The 20,314-nt window shown below is 62.5% G+C and carries 15 protein-coding genes; 13 read left to right on the forward strand and 2 right to left on the reverse strand.

Translation table 11 applies throughout. The features are described from left to right. Nucleotides 1-60 precede the first annotated feature (60 nt). The 4 genes from rpoC to CQ14_RS11530 all read left to right on the forward strand — a co-directional run bounded on the left by rpoC (nucleotide 61) and on the right by CQ14_RS11530 (nucleotide 9,975). Nucleotides 61-4,260: a DNA-directed RNA polymerase subunit beta' gene (rpoC, locus tag CQ14_RS11515; protein ID WP_057858001.1), complete on the forward strand. Its 4,200-nt coding sequence runs from the start codon at nucleotides 61-63 to the stop codon at nucleotides 4,258-4,260. A gap of 153 nt (nucleotides 4,261-4,413) precedes the next feature. Continuing rightward, nucleotides 4,414-5,511 (forward strand): helix-turn-helix transcriptional regulator, encoded by a 1,098-nt coding sequence (locus tag CQ14_RS11520; protein ID WP_057858002.1) that lies wholly within the window; start codon nucleotides 4,414-4,416, stop codon nucleotides 5,509-5,511. A gap of 227 nt (nucleotides 5,512-5,738) precedes the next feature. Further along, nucleotides 5,739-7,793, forward strand: a complete 2,055-nt coding sequence (locus CQ14_RS11525; RefSeq protein WP_057858003.1) for an FAD-dependent oxidoreductase — start codon at nucleotides 5,739-5,741, stop codon at nucleotides 7,791-7,793. A 145-nt stretch (nucleotides 7,794-7,938) separates the two neighbouring features. Further along, complete coding sequence (locus CQ14_RS11530; protein ID WP_057858118.1) at nucleotides 7,939-9,975, forward strand: ABC transporter ATP-binding protein; 2,037 nt, start codon at nucleotides 7,939-7,941, stop codon at nucleotides 9,973-9,975. A gap of 119 nt (nucleotides 9,976-10,094) precedes the next feature. On the opposite strand, the gene CQ14_RS11535 is transcribed toward CQ14_RS11530, so the two are convergent. Both CQ14_RS11535 and CQ14_RS11540 read right to left on the reverse strand, forming a co-directional pair. Continuing rightward, nucleotides 10,095-11,057: a C45 family autoproteolytic acyltransferase/hydrolase gene (locus CQ14_RS11535; RefSeq protein WP_057858004.1), complete on the reverse strand. Its 963-nt coding sequence runs from the start codon at nucleotides 11,055-11,057 to the stop codon at nucleotides 10,095-10,097. Nucleotides 11,058-11,292: 235 nt separating this feature from the next. Next, the gene (locus tag CQ14_RS11540; RefSeq protein WP_057858005.1) at nucleotides 11,293-12,495 is read right to left on the reverse strand and encodes an FAD-dependent oxidoreductase; all 1,203 of its coding nucleotides are present in this window, start codon (nucleotides 12,493-12,495) and stop codon (nucleotides 11,293-11,295) included. 688 nt (nucleotides 12,496-13,183) lie between these two features. Between CQ14_RS11540 and rpsL the strand changes: the two genes are divergently transcribed. From rpsL to rplB, 9 genes are all read left to right on the forward strand, one after another. Beyond that, entirely contained in the window at nucleotides 13,184-13,555 is a 372-nt protein-coding gene (gene rpsL / locus CQ14_RS11545) for a 30S ribosomal protein S12 (RefSeq protein ID WP_027536823.1), read from the forward strand. A 15-nt stretch (nucleotides 13,556-13,570) separates the two neighbouring features. Continuing rightward, the gene (gene rpsG / locus CQ14_RS11550) at nucleotides 13,571-14,041 is read left to right on the forward strand and encodes a 30S ribosomal protein S7 (protein ID WP_028349061.1); all 471 of its coding nucleotides are present in this window, start codon (nucleotides 13,571-13,573) and stop codon (nucleotides 14,039-14,041) included. Between the two features lie 29 nt (nucleotides 14,042-14,070). Continuing rightward, nucleotides 14,071-16,143, forward strand: coding sequence for an elongation factor G (fusA, locus tag CQ14_RS11555; RefSeq protein ID WP_057858006.1), 2,073 nt, complete (start codon nucleotides 14,071-14,073; stop codon nucleotides 16,141-16,143). Nucleotides 16,144-16,182: 39 nt separating this feature from the next. After that, nucleotides 16,183-17,373, forward strand: a complete 1,191-nt coding sequence (tuf, locus tag CQ14_RS11560; RefSeq protein WP_057858007.1) for an elongation factor Tu — start codon at nucleotides 16,183-16,185, stop codon at nucleotides 17,371-17,373. A gap of 87 nt (nucleotides 17,374-17,460) precedes the next feature. Beyond that, nucleotides 17,461-17,769 carry a 30S ribosomal protein S10 gene (rpsJ, locus tag CQ14_RS11565; protein WP_002712302.1) on the forward strand — a complete coding sequence of 103 codons (309 nt, stop codon included), beginning with the start codon at nucleotides 17,461-17,463 and terminating at the stop codon, nucleotides 17,767-17,769. A gap of 52 nt (nucleotides 17,770-17,821) precedes the next feature. Further along, nucleotides 17,822-18,538: a 50S ribosomal protein L3 gene (gene rplC, locus CQ14_RS11570; protein ID WP_057858008.1), complete on the forward strand. Its 717-nt coding sequence runs from the start codon at nucleotides 17,822-17,824 to the stop codon at nucleotides 18,536-18,538. 1 nt (nucleotide 18,539) lies between these two features. Continuing rightward, the gene (gene rplD / locus CQ14_RS11575; protein ID WP_057858009.1) at nucleotides 18,540-19,160 is read left to right on the forward strand and encodes a 50S ribosomal protein L4; all 621 of its coding nucleotides are present in this window, start codon (nucleotides 18,540-18,542) and stop codon (nucleotides 19,158-19,160) included. Further along, entirely contained in the window at nucleotides 19,157-19,456 is a 300-nt protein-coding gene (locus CQ14_RS11580) for a 50S ribosomal protein L23 (protein ID WP_057834245.1), read from the forward strand. The genes rplD and CQ14_RS11580 overlap by 4 nt, the downstream gene beginning before the upstream one ends. 12 nt (nucleotides 19,457-19,468) lie before the next feature. Further along, a complete protein-coding gene (rplB, locus tag CQ14_RS11585) occupies nucleotides 19,469-20,302 on the forward strand; it encodes a 50S ribosomal protein L2 (protein ID WP_057858010.1) in 834 nt (277 codons plus the stop codon). Nucleotides 20,303-20,314 lie beyond the last annotated feature (12 nt).

Below are 20,314 nucleotides of genomic sequence, written 5' to 3' on the forward strand. Positions count from 1 at the left end.
CGCGCACTAAAAGAGTTTCGAATTTGCTGCCGGTGACGACCGGCACGCGAGGAGAAGACGATGAACCAAGAAATTATGAATCTCTTCAATCCGACGACTCCGGCTCAGGTCTTCGACCAGATCCGGATCTCGATTGCGTCCCCGGAGAAGATTCTGTCCTGGTCCTACGGCGAGATCAAGAAGCCGGAGACCATCAACTACCGGACCTTCAAGCCGGAGCGCGACGGCCTGTTCTGCGCCCGCATCTTCGGGCCGATCAAGGATTACGAGTGCTTGTGCGGCAAGTACAAGCGCATGAAGTACAAGGGCATCATCTGCGAAAAGTGCTCGGTCGAAGTGACGCTGTCGCGCGTCCGTCGCGAGCGCATGGGCCATATCGAACTGGCAGCACCCGTTGCCCACATCTGGTTCCTGAAGTCGCTGCCGTCCCGCATCGGCCTGCTGCTCGACATGACGCTGAAGGATCTCGAGCGGATCCTGTACTTCGAATATTACGTCGTGCTGGAGCCGGGTCTGACCGCGCTCAAGGACCGTCAGCTGCTGTCGGAAGACGAGTACCTGAAGGCGCAGGACGAATACGGTCAGGATTCGTTCACCGCCATGATCGGCGCGGAAGCGATCCGCGAGCTGTTGAAGGGGCTTGAGCTCGAAAAGCTCGAGCAGTCCCTGCGCGCCGAGATGCAGGAGACCGAGTCCGACATCAAGCACAAGAAGCTCGCCAAGCGCCTGAAGATCGTCGAGGCCTTCCGCTATTCCGGCAACAAGCCGGAGTGGATGATCCTGACCGTGGTGCCGGTGATTCCGCCGGACCTGCGTCCGCTGGTGCCGCTCGACGGCGGCCGCTTTGCGACCTCGGACCTCAACGACCTCTATCGCCGCGTCATCAACCGCAACAACCGCCTGAAGCGGCTGATGGAGCTGCGCGCGCCCGACATCATCATCCGCAACGAAAAGCGCATGCTGCAGGAGGCCGTCGACGCGCTGTTCGACAACGGCCGCCGCGGCCGCGTCATCACCGGCGCCAACAAGCGCCCGCTGAAGTCGCTGGCCGACATGCTCAAGGGCAAGCAGGGCCGGTTCCGTCAGAACCTGCTCGGCAAGCGCGTCGACTATTCGGGCCGTTCGGTGATCGTGGTCGGTCCCGAACTGCGCCTGCATCAGTGCGGCCTGCCGAAGAAGATGGCGCTCGAACTGTTCAAGCCGTTCATCTATTCGCGGCTCGACGCCAAGGGCCTGTCCACCACCGTCAAGCAGGCGAAGAAGCTGGTCGAGAAGGAGCGTCCCGAGGTCTGGGATATCCTCGACGAGGTGATCCGCGAGCATCCGGTGCTGCTCAACCGCGCGCCGACGCTGCATCGCCTCGGCATTCAGGCGTTCGAGCCGGTGCTGATCGAGGGCAAGGCGATCCAGCTTCACCCGCTGGTCTGCGCCGCCTTCAACGCCGACTTCGACGGCGACCAGATGGCCGTGCACGTTCCGCTGTCGCTGGAAGCGCAGCTCGAAGCGCGCGTCCTGATGATGTCGACCAACAACATCCTGCACCCCGCGAACGGTCAGCCGATCATCGTGCCGTCGCAGGACATCGTGCTCGGCCTCTATTACCTCTCGATCATGCGTGAAGGCCTGCCCGGCGAGGGCAAGATCTTCGGCGACATGGCCGAGCTCGAGCACGCCCTGCATTCGAAGGTCATCCACCTCCACACCAAGATCAAGTACCGGTGGGAGGGCACCGACGAGAACGGCAAGCAGGCCAAGCGCTGGATCGAAACCACCGCGGGCCGCGTCATGCTCGGCAACGTGCTGCCGAAGAACTCGAAGATTTCGTACGACATCATCAACAAGCTGATGACCAAGCGCGAAATCTCCGGCGTGATCGACCAGGTCTACCGTCACTGCGGCCAGAAGGAGACGGTGATCTTCTGCGACCGCATCATGGCGCTCGGTTTCTACAACGCGTTCAAGGCCGGCATCTCGTTCGGCAAGGACGACATGGTCGTGCCGCACTCGAAGTGGAAGATCGTCGACACCACCCGTACGCTGGCGAAGGATTTCGAGCAGCAGTACAATGACGGCCTGATCACCCATGGCGAGAAGTACAACAAGGTGGTCGACGCCTGGTCGAAGGCGACCGAAGAAATCGCCAAGGAGATGATGAAGGAAATCTCCTCGACCAAGAAGACGCCGAAGGGCGCCGACGCCGACATCAACTCGATCTACATGATGGCGCATTCGGGCGCGCGCGGTTCGCCGGCCCAGATGCGTCAGCTCGCCGGTATGCGCGGCCTGATGGCGAAGCCGTCGGGTGAGATCATCGAGACGCCGATCATTTCCAACTTCAAGGAAGGTCTGTCGGTGCTCGAATACTTCAACTCGACCCACGGCGCCCGCAAGGGCCTCGCGGACACCGCGTTGAAGACCGCGAACTCCGGTTACCTGACCCGCCGTCTGGTCGACGTGGCGCAGGACTGCATCATCACGCAGGACGATTGCGGCACCAAGCTCGGCATCAAGATGCGTGCTATCGTCGACGCCGGCACCGTCGTCGCTTCGCTGGCTTCGCGTATTCTCGGCCGCGTCGCGGGCGAGGATCTGCGCGATCCCGCCTCCAACAAGGTCGTGGTCAAGCGCGGCACGCTGATGGAAGAGTCGCATGTCGACGCCATCCAGCAGGCCGGCATCCAGGAAGTGAAGATCCGCTCGGCGCTGACCTGCGAACTGGTCAACGGCATCTGCGGCAAGTGCTACGGCCGAGATCTCGCCCGCGGCACGCCGGTCAACCACGGCGAGGCGGTCGGCGTCATCGCCGCCCAGTCGATCGGTGAACCCGGCACGCAGCTGACGATGCGCACGTTCCACATCGGCGGCGCGGCGCAGATCAACGAGCAGTCGTTCGTCGAATCGAACTTCGAGGGCAAGGTCACCATCAAGAACAAGTCCATCGCCCGTAACAGCGAAGGTCACTTGATCGCGATGGTCCGCAACATGGTCGTTGCCATCGTCGATGCCGACGGCACCGAGCGTGCGACCCACCGCATTCAGTACGGCGCGCGCATGCACGTCGACGAAGGCGATATGGTCAAGCGCGGCCAGCGCATCGCGGAATGGGATCCGTACACCCGTCCGGTTCTCACCGAAGTCGAGGGCACCATCGGGTTCGAGGACCTGGTGGAAGGGCAGTCGATCTCGGAAACGCTCGACGAATCCACCGGTATCGCCAAGCGCGTCGTCATCGACTGGCGCGCGTCGCGTGGCGGCGCCGACCTGCGTCCGGCCATCGTGGTCAAGGGCAAGGACGGCAAGGTGCTCAAGCTCGCGCGTGGCGGCGATGCCCGCTACATGCTGTCGGTTGACGCCATTCTGTCGGTGGACACCGGCGCAAAGGTCAAGGCCGGCGACATCCTGGCGCGTATCTCGACCGAAAGCGCCAAGACCCGCGACATCACCGGCGGTCTGCCGCGGGTGGCCGAACTGTTCGAGGCCCGCAAGCCAAAGGACGCGGCCATCATCGCGGAAATCGCCGGCACGATCCGCTTCGGCCGCGACTACAAGAACAAGCGCCGCATCTCGATCGAGCCGATGGACAAGACCGAGGAGCCGCGCGAGTACCTGATCCCGAAGGGCAAGCACATCCATCTGCAGGACGGCGACATCGTCGAAAAGGGCGATTTCATCGTCGAAGGCAATCCGGCGCCGCACGACATCCTGGCGATCAAGGGCATCGAGGAACTCGCTGCCTATCTGGTCAACGAAATCCAGGAGGTCTACCGGCTGCAGGGCGTGCTCATCAACGACAAGCACATCGAAGTGATTGTCCGTCAGATGCTGCAGAAGGTCGAGATCACCGACCAGGGCGACACCGACATGATCTCGGGCGAGCAGGTCGACAAGATCGAGTTCGACGCGCTGAACCTGAAGGCCAAGGAAGAGGGCAAGAAGCCCGCCACGGGAACGCCGGTTCTGCTCGGCATCACCAAGGCGAGCCTGCAGACCCGCTCGTTCTTCTCGGCGGCCTCGTTCCAGGAGACCACCCGCGTGCTCACCGAAGCCGCCGTCAACGGCAAGGTGGACCCGCTGGAAGGCCTCAAGGAGAACGTCATTGTCGGCCGGCTGATCCCGGCGGGCACCGGCGCTTCGATGGCCAAGATCCGCGAAGTCGCGGTCAAGCGCGACAAGCTGATCCTCGACGAGCGCGAGAAGCAGTCGGCGATCGTGCCGACCGCTCCGGAAGCCGAACCGCTGGCGCTGCCGCCGGCGGAGTAAGGGTTCCGTCAGGTTCCAATCAACAAGAAAGCCGGCTGCGAAGCCGGCTTTTTCTTTGTGCGAAGGAAAAGCGATCTGGCGCTTCACCCAGATGGGGGATGCCTGCTATCAAGTCGGCGAGGGGGCACCTCGCGATAACGGCAATAGTTGCTCATGAGCGAATTGGCTCGTTTCGAACCCTTGATCGACCGCATCTATGAGGCGGGGCTCGTTCCCTCCCTTTGGCCGGCCCTGCTTGGCGAACTTAGTGCCGCGGTTGGCGGCAACGGCGGCTTTCTCTTCGGCGTGCGGGACGGCTACACAAGCGCGGTCAATTCCGTCGAATATGACAAGCTGATGCCGGTTTTCCTGGGAGAGGGATGGAGCGAACGCGATCCCAATCTGCCGCGTGCCATCGCACTCAATCACGCAGGCTTCGTTACCGACTTTGATCTCCTCTCGGAGGAGGAGATTGCGACCAACGACGTCTATTGCAATTTTTACCGCAAGCACGGCATCGGCTACCGGGCCGGAACGATCATCCCGATGCCGAGCGGCGATTCGATCGCGATCGTCGTGCCGCGGCATCAGGATTTCGGTCCGGTGCCGCGCGAAGTCGTCACCTTGCTGGATGGGCTGCGGCCGCATCTGGCCCGCGCGTCCCTTGCAGCAAATCGTCTTGGCTTCGAGCGCGCCCGTGCGCAGGCTGACGCCTTGCAGGCGCTGGGCCTGCCGGGCGCGGTGCTGCGCGGGCGCGGCCGGGTATTCGCCGCCAACCGCCTGTTCGAAGCGCTGGTGCCTTCGCTGTTTCAGGATCGGAACGAGCGCGTAACGATGACGGATGTCACGGCGGACGCGCTGCTCGCCGAAGCACTCGGCCCAAAGTCTCTTGCCGATGGCCGGACCGTGAAGTCGATACCGGTCGCTGCGACGGCAACCCGCGTGCCGATGGTGCTGCATGTCATCCCCGTGCGCGGCGATGCACGCGATATCTTCACGCAGGCCACCGCGCTGTTGGTGGTGACCCCGGTCGATCGCGCTGTGGTGCCGACCGCGGAGGTTTTGCAGGGACTGTTCGACCTGACGCCGGCGGAAGCGCGGGTGGCGCGGGGCATCGGCCGGGCTGAAACCGTTGACGCACTGGCCGACGCGACCGGCGTTAACCGGGAGACGGTGCGCAGCCAGCTCAAGGCCGTACTCTCGAAGACCGGCCTCTCGCGCCAGCAGGAGCTTGTCAGCCTGCTTGCCGGCAAGGCATTCCGTGGCAGCTAGAGCACACCGGCCGGCCCATCCGCTGCCTGAATAGGGTATCCGCAAGAATACGGTGCGAAGACAAATGGCTGGCGCAAGCCGGCCTTTTTGCTGCTTTCTTTCATTGCTGCGTTGCAAGGACCTGCTTTTGTTCATCTTCCCTTCAGGGTGAAAAGCGCTTTTGCTAATGCGGTTTAGACCGGCTGTATTCCTGTAGGCAGGGGGAGCCGGAGGGCGACGGAAACGACATGTTGGATCTTGCAATCGTAGGCGGCGGCCCGGGCGGGCTGATGAGCGCCTGGTATTTGAAGAAAAAGCTCGGCGATCTCTGCCGCGTTACCATCTACGAGGCGTCCGATCGCGTCGGAGGCAAGATCGTCTCGCGCAAATTCGATTCCGCGCCGGCGATGTATGAAGCCGGCGTCGCCGAAATCTACGACTACTCGATGACCGGTCCGGATCCCCTGCGGGAACTGATCCAGCATTTCGGCCTGCAGACCATCCCGATGGATGCCGAGCAGGTGCATCTCGACGGCGAACTGCTCGAGGACGTTCCCGGCATGCGTCGCAAATACGGCACGAAAACCGCTGCTGCGATCGAGGCGTTCCGCAAGCGCTGCACCGACCTGGTGTCGCCGATCGAGTATTACGAGGGCGTCGGCGCCCACGACAACGAGCACCCTTGGGCCTACTTGACCTGCGAGGAAGTGCTCGACAAGGAAGTCGACGATCCCACCGCCAAGCGCTTCCTCAAGGTGATGGCGCGCTCCGATATCGCGACCGAGGCCCACAATACCAACGGGCTGAACGCGCTGAAAAACTTCGTGATGGATATCGACGGCTATATCGGCCTGTATTCGATCCAGAATGGCAACGAGCAGTTGATCGAGTGCCTGCGCTCGGAAGTCGATGCCGACATCCAGCTCAATCATCGCGTGCTGAAGGTCGGAAAGACCGCGGCCGGCCGCTACCAGCTCAACATGATGAACGGGAAGGGGCCGGAGACGAGGGATTTCGATCTCGTGCTGATGTGCCTGCCGCATTCCTGGCTTGCCACCATGCGCTGGGATGGCGAGGACCTGCGCAAGTCGATGGTCAAGCACGTCGCCTATTTCGACCGTCCGGCGCATTATTTGCGGGTTTCGATCCTGTTCGACGAGCCGTTCTGGGGCGAGAAAATCCCCGGCGCCTGGTTCATGTCGGAAGCGTTCGGCGGCTGCTGCGTCTACAATGAGGGCGCCCGCCACGACGTCGGCAAGCACGGCGTGCTCAACTGGCTGATCGCCGGCTCCGATGCGCTGGCGTTTGCCAATCTCAGCGACCAGGAACTGATCGACGCCGCGCTGAAATCGTTGCCGCCATCTCTCGGCAATGCGCGCGATCATTTCATGGAAGGCAAGATCCATCGCTGGTTGTCGTCGGTGAACGCGCTGCCGGGCGGACTGCCGGTGCGCGACGTCATGACCAACCATCGGCCCGAGCCGAAAGAACATCCCGGGATCGTCGTGGTCGGCGACTATCTGTTCGATTCGACGCTGAACGGCCTGCTCGACTCCTCGGATGCCGCAACCGATATCATTCTGACCGAGATGATGCGGCTGCGCCGCGCCCGCTCGCAGACGGGCGAGGCGTCGTCCGACAAGATCGACCGCAGCTATTTCGAGAATTATCGTGGGCTGGGCCCCTACAGCGAAGTCTGGAACCGGTTCACCGATCCGGCCTATCTGATCGACCTGATCAAGATCGTCTGGAACAGGGCGAAGGGCTACAAGCTGCTCGTGGCGGGTTCCGCCAGCGGCGAACTGGTCGGCGCGCTGCGCGAACGCGGCATCGATGCCTGGGGCATCGAGAACAACAAGGCGATCCACGCCAGGACGCCCAAGGCGCTGCGCAAGTTCAACAAGCTCGGCTCGATCGTCGACATGCCGTTCAAGGACGAAGAGTTCGACTTCGTGTTCGAGACCAGCCTGTGCCATGTCGCCGAAAAGCAGGTCCCGCGCGCCGTGCGCGAACTCAACCGCGTCGTGAAGACCGGGCTGGTGTTCGGGTCGGTGACTTCAGACATGGCGCCTGCGCTGATCGACCGTTACGACCTGCTGCGCGGCGTGAAGAAGCTCGGCACCTGGTGGGAATGGTCCGAATTGTTCTTCGGCAACGGCTTCGACCTTTCCATGCACCGTCGCGATTGCACCGATGCGGTGTGGGCGGCGACGCTGGCGGCCAACAAGGGGCCGGGGCAGTGGTACGCCGACGCCGACAGCCTGCGTTATTCGTTCTTCGACAAGGTCGAATCGGACGATTGAGGTCCGGCCGGCCCCGATGAATCAGGGCCGGTCGTTCCAAATATTTTGCCGAATTGATCCCGATCGCATAGGATCGCCGCGGTAGCATTTGACGCTGCCGCGTTCGATTTGCGGTCATGCCGGCCGTGCAGCATCGGTTGGTTTCATGGCGCCCAAGCCTCCTTCTTCGGATGATCGGAATCCCGTTCCGGCTGACGATCCGGAGCTCACGAAGAAGCTTATGCTCGAGGCTGTCGCGCCGCCGACCGGCGGCAAGACCGCGGGTGCGCCTGCGGATGATGCCGACAAAGCCAATAAAGCCGACGAGGACGACGAGCTGGAGCTCGACGACGATGATGATGACGAGGATCTCGTCGTCTTCACCGCCAAGGAAGCCGCCGGCGCGATGGCGACCATCGTCGGCTTCGTCAGGCCGTATGTGGGCAATTACCGCAAGCTGTTCGCCTTCGTGACCTTTGGCGTTCTCGTCGAGACGCTGTTCAACGTCATCATGCCGCTGAGCCTGAAATTCCTGATCGACGACGCGCTCGGCGAGGAGGACTTCCAGGCGCTCTACAAGATCCTCGGCGTACTCGCGGTTGCCGGCATCATCACCTCGATCATCGCAGTCTGGTACGAGCGCTGGGATGCGCGGCTGGCGGCGTCAATCATCGCCGATGTGCGGACGCGGCTGTTCGAGCACGTCCAGAATCTGCCGTCGTCGTATTTTGCCAAGACCAAGCGCGGCGAGATTCTCTCGCGCTTCTCGATCGACCTCGCGGCCTTCGAAGGCTCGGTCAAGACGTTTGCCAACAGCGCCGCCTTGCCGTTCCTGGAATTGATCGCCGGCATCATCCTGATGCTGTTCCTGAACTGGCAGCTTGCGGCAGTCGCCTTGCTGGTGTTTCCGATCACGCTGATCGGGCCGCGGATCCTGACGCCGAAGGCGGTGCAGGCAAACTACGAGCAGAAGTTGAATGAGTCGGCACTGCTCGGCACGGTTCAGGAAAACGTGGCGGCGCAGGCGGTCATCAAGGCGTTCAGCCTGCAGCGCCGCACGCTCGGCTGGTTCACCATGCGCAACCAGGATGTGCGCATCAAGACGGCGTCCGCGGTGTTCCTGTCGACCATGGTGGAGCGCACCGTCACCATTTCGGTGCTGTTGCTGCACCTCGTCGTGCTGGCGATCGGCGCCTATCTCGCCACCAAGGGCCAGATCACCATCGGCACCTTCGTCACCTTCGAAAGCGCGTTCTGGGAGGTGTCCTACAACATCGCCCATCTGATGCATTTCATTCCGGTGTCGATCCAGTCGGCGGCGGCGGTGCGGCATATCCAGGAGCTGCTGGATGAGCCGACGCGCGGCGCCGACCGTCCGGGCGCGCCCGACCTGCCGCGCATCACCAACGACATCAGCTTCGAGCGCGTCACTTTCGCCTATGAAGGCAGCGAGACGCCGGTGCTCGATAATTTCAGCCTCAAGCTAAATGTCGGCAAACGCATCGCGGTCGTGGGCCCCAGCGGCTCGGGCAAGAGCACGCTGCTCAACCTGATCCTGCGGCTCTACACGCCGGACGAGGGCCGGGTGGCGATCGACGGCGTCGATATCCGCCGCGTGACCCGCGAATCCCTGCGCGCCGGGATGGCCATCGTGTTCCAGGAGAACATGCTGTTCAACATGACGATTCGCGAGAACATCCGGCTCGGCAAGGAAGGCGCCAGCGACGAGGAAGTCGAGGAAGCCGCGCGCAAGGCCGAGATCCACAGCTACATCATGAGCCTGCCGCAGAAATACGACACGCCGGTCGGCGAGCGCGGCGATACGTTGTCGGGCGGCCAGCGCCAGCGCATCGCGATCGCGCGCGCCATCATCCGCAATCCGTCGCTGCTGCTGCTCGACGAAGCGACCTCGGCGCTCGACCAGACCACGGAGGCGGCGATCAACCGCACGCTGCTCAACGTGGCGGAGGGGCGCACCATGATCTGGTCGACCCACCGCCTGACGTCGGTGGTCGAGATGGACGAGATCATCGTGATTTCAGGCGGCAGGGCGATTGAGCGCGGCTCGCATGTGCAATTGCTCGCGGCCAACGGCGTCTACCGCAAGCTCTGGGACGACCAGGGCCATACGCCGCACAACGCCGCCAGTCAGGCCGACGACGACAATGAAGACGACGACGAGGATGACGACGAGGAGGAGTAATTCAGGCCGCCGCGACCGGGAAACGTCAGGCGAGAATTGCAATCGTGCTGGTGGAGGGGCTGGTTCGACCGGGCGACGATATCGTCCTGCTTGATTAGGAACCGGTAGCCGGCGTCTCGCTAGATCCGGATCTTAAACTGTCGACGCACTCGCGTTCGCTGGGTTGATTGCCGACCTAAGCCAAGTTGTCCTTTCAGTTGCTTCACCGGCATATCCTCACCGGCAACCCAAAGCTTGAAATCGACATCCAGCATGTCCTCATCGAGCGCGGCCGCATCGCCGCCGATGCCAATCAGGAGCCTTCGTCTGGCCGGCTCGGCAACGATGGTGTGCAGCGTTTGGGCGTTGCCGTAGTTGTGGAAAGCCGGCGAGGCGGAAAAGTTCAGAGCCGTAAATGTCTGTTCGGCACTCAGCGCTCGCGCGGCCCAGTTTTCCAGCGGCGGCAGCCGGCTGATCGAATGCGCGACACGGGGGTTCAAGCGCGCCAGTTGCGGCGACTGGAAATGATTGGTGCAAGCGAGCCAGTCGCCACGGCGAGCCACCACGGCTCCGGCGCCCGCTTCGATCACTGCAGCCGCACCGCCGGCGTCGAGCAGCGAATAATTGTACTTCATCGCGTGGGGCAGGCTTCGCAGAAGGTTGATTGCCTCCGCCGTGGTTGCGCAGCTGTCGAGCACCCGTCTGACCAGCAACGTGCTGGTGAGGCCGCGTAATATTGGCCGCACTTTCACAAGATGGAGACCGATGGTCAGCCCGTGCTCGTTCATGCCGTCCAGCCGTCCGGTCAACTGGTGGCTGCTGCCGATGCTGGCGTAGCTGCCAGTCGGCTGCACGAGAGCGAAGCGCGCCTCGTACCCGCGCGGCCGGAAGTCATAATTGCGGCCATACACACCACCGCCCATGGTTGCCGAACAGCCACCGGTCGGCATCCGCAAGCCCCCATTTCCGAAACAAGCGACCGCTCGCTCCATCGGGACGTCGAGCCCCTCGGCGATCCCGACGATCTCCTCCCATAGTGCGGGCGCGTAAGCCTTGAACGCGCGTTCTTCGGCGCGAATGTTGAGCCACCCCGGCAGCAGCATTTTTTTGCGGAGAAACGCTTTACCCCCTGAGCGTCGCCGCAAAGGCAACCGCCTGTGCGCGGCCGACTTGGTACGGCGTGCCGCGGCATTGCACGAAGCTAATGCGAAGCGTCTTGGCAGCGGACGCCATCGTGGTTTCCTGGCGGCTCGAATTCAAAAAGATCGCGTATTGCCTGTATCGGCTGCGCCGATCGGTCGCAAGCTAACCCGCGGGCGCGCCTTCGCAACAGAGGGATCAGGCCGACGACGACAATGAAGACGACGAGGCGCGAGCAGGGCGGTTTGAGCCTGCGCTGATCCCGTTGCGTATCCGCCGCAACGCGCCTTCGCCGAACCATGCCAGGAAGCGCGCCCAGCGCTGGGCCTGCCAATAGAGCCCGTTTTCGATCGTGACCTTGCGGAAGCTGATCGCTTTGCTCATCGACCAGGCGTCGCAGGCCTGCTTGACCGGATCGTCGTAGAAGGAAGCGATCTTGGCTTCGCTCATGCCTTCGCTGGCAAGCCAGGCGGGGATGTGGACGTTGCAGAGCTGCGCCACGTCGGTGAACACCTTGTCGGTGCCGGTGCCGGTGACCGGGCAGGTGGCGGCAAAGGCGTCGCCGACCAGAACGATGCCGGGCTGGCGATAGCCGGTCGAAACATAGACATCGGCCGGGCGGATCTTGACGTCGCCGGCAACGGCGTATTCGCCGGTGATCCGGCGCAGCCGCGGCAGCACGGCGTTCATGGTCTCGACCGGCTTCTTGCGCATCTCGCGCAGCCAGGGGTCGTCGACCTCCCGGTAGACGAAAAGGTTGGCCCGCATCCGCTTTCCGATCGGGAACAGCGTCACATAGGCCACGCGCTCCTTCGCCCGTTCCGAAAAATAGGTCAGGGCAGGGAATTCGAAGGCCGGGCGGCCGACCGGGACGAGGTCGAATCCGATCGAGATCGAATGGCTGGCGCTGATCACCTCGCGCTCGATGCCGAGATTGCGGCGCAGCCCGACGCTCAGTCCATTGGCCAGCACCACGAGCCGCGCCGAGATGGTCTTGCCGTCGGACAGCGTCAGCTTCTGCCGCTCCGCGCTCGTCGCGACATCGGTCACCTTGGCGTAGATGATTTCGGCGGGAGGCGCGATTTCGGCGCGGACCGCGCCGATCAGCGCGTCATACATGATGCCGTATTGGCGGCTCGGCTTCTTGTCGAGCAAATAGCCGAATCGCGCGATCCAGTTTTCCCCGTCATGGGTAGCCGAGCGCAGCACCGAATCGGCGATTCCGGTCTGGTAGAAGCGGCCGACCTGCTCGTCGCCGCTGATTTTTTCGACGCGGAAGTCGAAGGGATAGACCTGATGCGGATCGATCAGAACCGTCGGGATTCCGGCGCGTCCGAGCATGGCGGCCGCGGTCGAGCCGGCTAGGCCGCCCCCGATGATCGCAATGTCGGTATATTTCATGTGGAATCTCGGCCGGGGTGCGACACTTTTGCACCCCGAAAGGCAAATAAAGGCTTAGCCGGGCTCCCGGTTTTGGAGTGAAACCCAGGAGAATATTGTTTCTGGTTGTATTTATCCGGGTAAAAATACCGACTCGGGCCGCAGGGGAGCAGGGCGTTGTTGCCTGTTTCGGACTTCCCGAATTTGCGCGAAGCACTGAATCCGCTGGCCCCATAGGCATTTCCAGTGTTCTCGTTTCGCTTGACTTAGCTATCCACCGCTTATAGAAGACGGCCACTTAACGACAGGCGGTGAGCAACGCCAGCGTCGGAACGGAACACCCTTTCAAATCCTTCTGGAAGTTTCCTAAAGGGCCTGGACGGGCACCAACCTCGACGAATGCCGCTCAAACGCTGTCGATATATTGCTAGGCAATGCCAGGACGATTTTAGTTCTCTTGAGCACGTCCTCTTGAGAGTGAACTCGGATGCATGACCTCGGAAGCAGGCCGGACAGCGACCGCTGATCGGCCTTCAATCGCGGTCCTCTGTGGCGTCGAAGCGCTTTCCGCTCAGCGATGAGTGGTTGGCGCGATTTCGTTTTGCGCGGATATTTCTTCTGCGCAGGGCGGGCCGAACGGAACGGCTAGTTCCGAGAAGAATTTGCGAAGCCATTCAAGGTTTCGCGCGAACTAAAGGGTGAAGGCTACATGCCGACGATCAACCAGCTGATCGCAAATCCGCGTACGGTACAGAAGTCGCGCAAGAAGGTGCCGGCGCTGCAGCAGTCGCCGCAGAAGCGCGGCGTTTGCACGCGCGTCTACACCACGACCCCGAAGAAGCCGAACTCGGCGCTTCGTAAAGTCGCCAAGGTGCGCCTGACCAACGGCTTCGAGGTGATCGGCTACATCCCGGGTGAAGGCCATAACCTTCAGGAGCACTCGGTGGTCATGATCCGCGGCGGTCGCGTCAAGGACTTGCCCGGCGTTCGCTATCACATCCTCCGCGGCGTCCTCGATACCCAGGGCGTCAAGAACCGTAAGCAGCGTCGTTCGAAGTACGGCGCGAAGCGTCCGAAGTAAGCGGGAACAGATACGATGTCTCGTCGCCATTCTGCCGAAAAGCGTGAAGTCAACCCGGATCCGAAGTTCGGGAACATCATCATTACGAAGTTCATGAATTCGATCATGTACGACGGCAAGAAGTCCGCCGCCGAAAACATTGTCTACGGCGCGCTTGCCATGATCGAGGCCAAGACCAAGCAGGGGCCGCTCACCGTATTCGAGCAGGCGCTGGAAAACGTCATGCCGACCATTGAAGTGCGGTCGCGCCGCGTCGGTGGCGCCACCTACCAGGTGCCGGTCGAGGTCCGCTCGGTCCGCCGTCAGGCGCTGGGCATTCGCTGGCTGATCACTGCGGCGCGCGAGCGTAACGAAAAGACGATGACGGAGCGGCTCTCGGCCGAGCTGCTCGACGCGTCGAACAACCGGGGGAACGCCGTCAAGAAGCGTGAAGACGTGCACCGGATGGCGGAAGCCAACCGTGCCTTCTCGCATTATCGCTGGTAACGGCGAAGAACGGATTTAAGGAACAGTCTATGCCCCGCCAACATGCCATCGAGGACTACCGTAACTTCGGTATCATGGCGCATATCGATGCCGGTAAGACCACGACCACCGAGCGCATCCTCTATTACACCGGCAAGAGCCACAAGATCGGCGAAGTGCACGAAGGTGCCGCGACGATGGACTGGATGGAGCAGGAGCAGGAGCGTGGCATCACGATCACCTCGGCTGCCACCACCGCGTTCTGGAACGGCAAGCGCCTGAACATCATCGACACCCCCGGCCACGTCGACTTCACCATCGAAGTCGAGCGTTCGCTGCGCGTGCTCGACGGCGCCGTGTGCGTGCTCGACTCCAACCAGGGCGTCGAGCCGCAGACCGAAACCGTCTGGCGCCAGGGCGACAAGTACAAGGTTCCGCGCATCGTCTTCGCCAACAAGATGGACAAGACCGGCGCCGACTTCTTCAAGTGTCTCGCCGACATCGTCGACCGCCTCGGCGCCAAGCCGATCGCGATCCAGCTCCCGATCGGCGCCGAGAACAATTTCAAGGGTCTCGTCGACCTCGTGAAGATGCAGGGCATCATCTGGAACGATGAATCGCTCGGCGCGAAATTCGATTACGTCGACATTCCGGCCGATCTCGTCGACCAGGCCAAGGAATATCGCGAGAAGATGGTGGAAGCCGCCGTCGAGCTCGACGACGACGCCATGGCTGCCTATCTCGACGGCAAGGAGCCGGATGAAGCGACGCTGAAGCGGCTGATCCGCAAGGCCGTGCTGACCGGCGCGTTCTATCCCGTGCTCTGCGGCTCGGCCTTCAAGAACAAGGGCGTGCAGCCGCTGCTCGACGCCGTCGTCGACTATCTGCCGTCGCCGATCGACGTGCCCGCGATCAAGGGCACCGACGATGACGGCAACGAAGTGGTGCGCAAGGCCGACGACAAGGAGCCGCTGGCTCTGCTCGCGTTCAAGATCATGGACGACCCGTTCGTCGGCACCATCACCTTCTGCCGCATCTATTCGGGTATCCTGCAGTCGGGCACCGGCGTGGTGAACTCGACCCGCGAGAAGAAAGAGCGCATCGGCCGCATGCTGTTGATGCATGCGAACAACCGCGAAGACATCAAGGAAGCCTATGCCGGCGACATCGTCGCGCTGGCTGGCCTGAAGGAAGCGCGCACCGGTGACACGCTGTGCGATCCCGACAAGCAGGTCATCCTCGAAAAGATGGAATTCCCGGAGCCGGTGATCGAAATCGCGATCGAGCCGAAGTCGAAGGCCGACCAGGAAAAGCTCGGCGTCGCGCTGGCGAAGCTCGCCGCCGAAGATCCGTCGTTCCGCGTGTCGACCGACCAGGAGTCCGGCCAGACCATCCTCAAGGGCATGGGCGAACTCCATCTCGACATCAAGGTCGACATCCTCAAGCGCACCTACAAGGTCGACGCCAACATCGGCGCGCCGCAGGTGGCGTTCCGCGAGCGTGTCACCAAGCGCGCTGAAGTGAAGTACACGCACAAGAAGCAGACCGGTGGTACCGGTCAGTTCGCCGAAGTGTCGATCATCGTGGAGCCGAACGAGCCCGGCAAGGGTTACGAGTTCGAGTCCAAGATCGTCGGCGGCGCGGTGCCGAAGGAATACATCCCCGGCGTCGAAAAGGGCCTCAACAGCGTGATGGGCTCGGGCGTGGTTGCCGGCTTCCCGGTGGTCGACGTCAAGGTCCAGCTGGTCGACGGTAAGTATCACGACGTCGACTCGTCGGCGCTGGCCTTCGAAATCGCATCGCGCGCCGCATTCCGCGAGGCGCTGACGAAGGGCAAGTCTGTTCTGCTCGAGCCGATCATGAAGGTCGAGGTGGTGACCCCGGAAGACTACACCGGTTCGGTCATCGGCGACCTGAATTCCCGGCGCGGCCAGATCCAGGGCCAGGACATGCGCGGCAACGCCAACGTCATCAACGCGATGGTGCCGCTGATGAACATGTTCGGGTACGTGAATAACCTGCGCTCGATGAGCCAGGGGCGCGCGACCTTTACGATGCAATTCGATCACTACGCTGAAGCGCCGGCGAACGTGTCGGCAGAAGTCCAGAAGAAGTTTGCCTGATTGTCGTTGACGGCAGTTAACGACTGAACGGAGAGTCAAATGGCCAAAGCAAAGTTTGAACGTAATAAACCGCACTGCAACATCGGAACCATCGGTCACGTCGACCATGGCAAGACCTCGCTGACCGCAGCGATCACCAAGGTGCTGGCTGAAACCGGCGGTGCGACGTTCACGGCGTACGACCAGATCGACAAGGCGCCGGAAGAGAAGGCGCGCGGCATCACGATCTCGACCGCTCACGTCGAGTACGAGACGACCAACCGTCACTATGCCCACGTCGACTGCCCCGGCCACGCCGACTACGTGAAGAACATGATCACCGGCGCCGCCCAGATGGACGGCGCGATCCTGGTCGTGTCGGCCGCCGACGGCCCGATGCCGCAGACCCGCGAGCACATCCTGCTCGCCCGCCAGGTCGGCGTGCCCGCGCTCGTCGTGTTCCTGAACAAGTGCGACATGGTCGACGATCCGGAACTGCTCGAGCTCGTCGAACTCGAAGTTCGCGAACTGCTCTCGAAGTACGAATTCCCGGGCGACACCATTCCGATCATCAAGGGCTCGGCGCTCGCCGCCCTCGAAGACAAGGACAAGGCGCTCGGTCACGACGCCATCCTCGAGCTGATGAAGAATGTCGATTCCTACATTCCGCAGCCGGAGCGTCCGGTCGACCAGCCGTTCCTGATGCCGGTTGAAGACGTGTTCTCGATCTCGGGCCGCGGCACCGTCGTCACCGGCCGTGTCGAGCGCGGCATCATCAAGGTCGGCGAGGAAATCGAAATCGTCGGTCTGCGCGACACCCAGAAGACCATCGTCACGGGCGTTGAAATGTTCCGCAAGCTGCTCGATCAGGGCCAGGCTGGCGACAACATCGGTGCGCTGCTCCGCGGTACCAAGCGCGAGGAAGTCGAGCGTGGCCAGGTGCTGTGCAAGCCGGGTTCGGTCAAGCCGCACACCAAGTTCAAGGCTGAGGCCTACATCCTGACCAAGGAAGAGGGCGGTCGTCACACCCCGTTCTTCACCAACTACCGGCCCCAGTTCTACTTCCGCACCACCGACGTGACCGGCGTCGTGCACCTGCCCGAAGGCACCGAAATGGTGATGCCGGGCGACAACATCGCGATGGAAGTGCACCTGATTGTGCCGATCGCAATGGAAGAAAAGCTGCGCTTCGCGATCCGCGAAGGCGGCCGCACCGTCGGCGCCGGCGTCGTCGCCGCCATCATCGAGTAAAGAGAACAGGAAAGGCGAATAGCGAATGGTTTCATTCGCTATTCGCTGCTCACTACTCGTATTAAGCGACAAAGAAAGACAACGGCAATGAACGGCCAAAATATTCGCATCCGTCTCAAGGCGTTCGACCATCGAATCCTCGATACGTCGACCCGGGAGATCGTGAACACGGCGAAACGTACCGGTGCCCAGGTTCGCGGACCCATTCCGCTGCCCACCCGCATCGAGAAGTTCACCGTCAACCGTTCGCCGCACGTCGACAAGAAGAGCCGCGAGCAATTCGAGATGCGCACCCACAAGCGCCTTCTCGACATTGTCGACCCGACCCCGCAGACCGTCGATGCTTTGATGAAGCTCGACCTGGCCGCCGGTGTCGACGTCGAGATCAAGCTCTAAGATTTTCAGGATCGTCCGACGTTAGCGGACAGAAAGAACAGGAAGCACGCCGATGCGCTCCGGAGTGATCGCACAAAAGGTCGGGATGACGCGGGTCTTTACGGAGACCGGCGAACATATCCCCGTGACCGTGCTCAAGCTGGGCAACTGCCAGGTGCTTGGCCATCGCACCACCGAAAAGAACGGCTATGTCGCGCTGCAGCTCGGCGCCGGTACCCGCAAGACCGTCTATCTGCCGAAGGCAGAGCGCGGCCAGTTCGCGGTCGCCAAGGTCGAGCCAAAGCGGAAGGTCACCGAGTTTCGCGTGTCGGAAGACGCGCTGATCCCGGTTGGCGCCGAGATCCAGGCGGACCACTTCGTGGTCGGCCAGTTCGTCGACGTTACCGGCACCTCGGTCGGTAAGGGATTTGCCGGCGGCATGAAGCGCTGGAATTTCGGCGGTCTGCGCGCCACCCACGGCGTGTCGATCTCGCACCGTTCGATCGGTTCGACCGGCGGACGTCAGGATCCCGGCAAGACCTTCAAGAACAAGAAGATGCCCGGTCACATGGGTGTCGATCGCATCACCACGCTCAACCTGCGTGTGGTGCAGACCGACGTCGAGCGCGGCCTGATCCTCGTCGAGGGCGCCGTTCCCGGCTCCAAGGGCGGCTGGATCTCGGTGCGCGACGCCGTGAAGAAGCCGTTGCCAAAGGAAGCTCCGAAGCCCGGCAAGTTCAAGGTCGCCGGCGGCGAGCAGGCTGCTCCGGCCGAGCAGGAGGGCGCGTGAGATGGAACTGAAAGTCACGACCCTCGAAGGTAAGGAAGCCGGATCGGTCCAGCTCTCGGACGCGATCTTCGGTCTGGAGCCGCGCGTCGACATCATCCAGCGTTGCGTGCAATGGCAGCTCAACAAGCGCCAGGCTGGAACGCACAAGTCGCAAGGCCGCGCCGACGTCTGGCGCACCGGCAAGAAGATGTACAAGCAGAAGGGCACCGGCGGCGCCCGTCACGGCTCGGCCCGCGTGCCGCAGTTCCGCGGCGGTGGCCGTGCGTTCGGTCCGGTGGTTCGCTCGCACGCGACCGACCTGCCGAAGAAGGTGCGGGCGCTTGCGCTCAAGCACGCTCTGTCGGCGAAGGCCAAGGACGGCGGGCTGATCGTGATCGACAATGCACAGGTCAAGGATGCCAAGACCAAGGCGCTGGTCGGTCATTTCTCCGGCCTCGGGCTCACCAACGCGCTGATCATCGACGGCGCCGAGCTCAACACCGGTTTCGCGACCGCTGCGCGCAACATTCCGAATATCGACGTGCTGCCGATCCAGGGCATCAACGTCTACGACATTCTGCGCCGTCAGAAGCTCGTGCTGACGAAGGCGGCAGTGGATGCGCTGGAGGCGCGCTTCAAATGAAGAATATCGATCCGCGCCATTACGACGTGATCGTAGCCCCCGTCGTCACCGAAAAGGCGACGGTTGCGTCGGAGCACAACAAGGTCGTGTTCAAGGTCGCCAACAAGGCGACCAAGCCGCAAATCAAGGAAGCCGTCGAAAAGCTGTTCGACGTCAAGGTGAAGAGCGTGAACACGCTGGTCCGCAAGGGCAAGACCAAGGTGTTCCGTGGCAATTTCGGCTCGCAGTCGGACGTGAAGCGGGCGGTCGTGACCCTCGAAGAGGGCCACCGCATCGACGTCACCACCGGACTATAAGGCGACACAGCGATGGCATTGAAAACATATAATCCGACGACGCCGGGCCAGCGCCAGCTGGTGATGGTCGACCGTTCGGCGCTCTACAAGGGCAAGCCGGTTAAGGCGCTGACCGAGGGCAAGCTCGGCAATGGCGGCCGCAACAACACCGGCCGCATCACCGTGCGCTTCCGCGGCGGCGGCCACAAGAAGGCCTACCGCATCGTCGACTTCAAGCGGAACAAGGTTGACGTTCCGGCTGTCGTCGAGCGGCTGGAATACGATCCGAACCGCACAGCGTTCATCGCGCTGATCAAGTATCAGGACGGCGAGCAGGCCTACATCCTGGCGCCGCAGCGCCTGGCCGTGGGCGACACGGTCGTCGCCGGCAGCCATGTCGACGTGAAGCCGGGCAATGTCATGCCGCTCGGCAACATGCCGGTCGGCACGATCATCCACAACATCGAGATGAAGATCGGGAAGGGCGGCCAGATCGCGCGTTCGGCCGGCACCTACGCCCAGATCGTCGGCCGCGACCAGGACTACGTCATTCTGCGCCTGAACTCGGGCGAACAGCGCCTGGTGCACGGCCGTTGCCGCGGCACCATCGGTGCGGTGTCGAACCCGGACCACATGAACATCTCGATCGGCAAGGCCGGCCGCACCCGCTGGCTGGGCTGGCGTCCGCATAACCGCGGCGTCGTCATGAACCCGATCGACCACCCGCATGGCGGCGGCGAAGGCCGCACCTCGGGCGGCCGCCACCCGGTCACCCCGTGGGGCAAGCCGACCAAGGGCAAGAAGACGCGGTCGAACAAGTCGACCAACCGATTCATCCTCCTAAGCCGCCACAAGCGGAAGAAGTAAGGAACGCCGGAC

The sequence above is a fragment of the Bradyrhizobium lablabi genome (assembly GCF_001440475.1).
GTDB lineage: Bacteria > Pseudomonadota > Alphaproteobacteria > Rhizobiales > Xanthobacteraceae > Bradyrhizobium > Bradyrhizobium lablabi.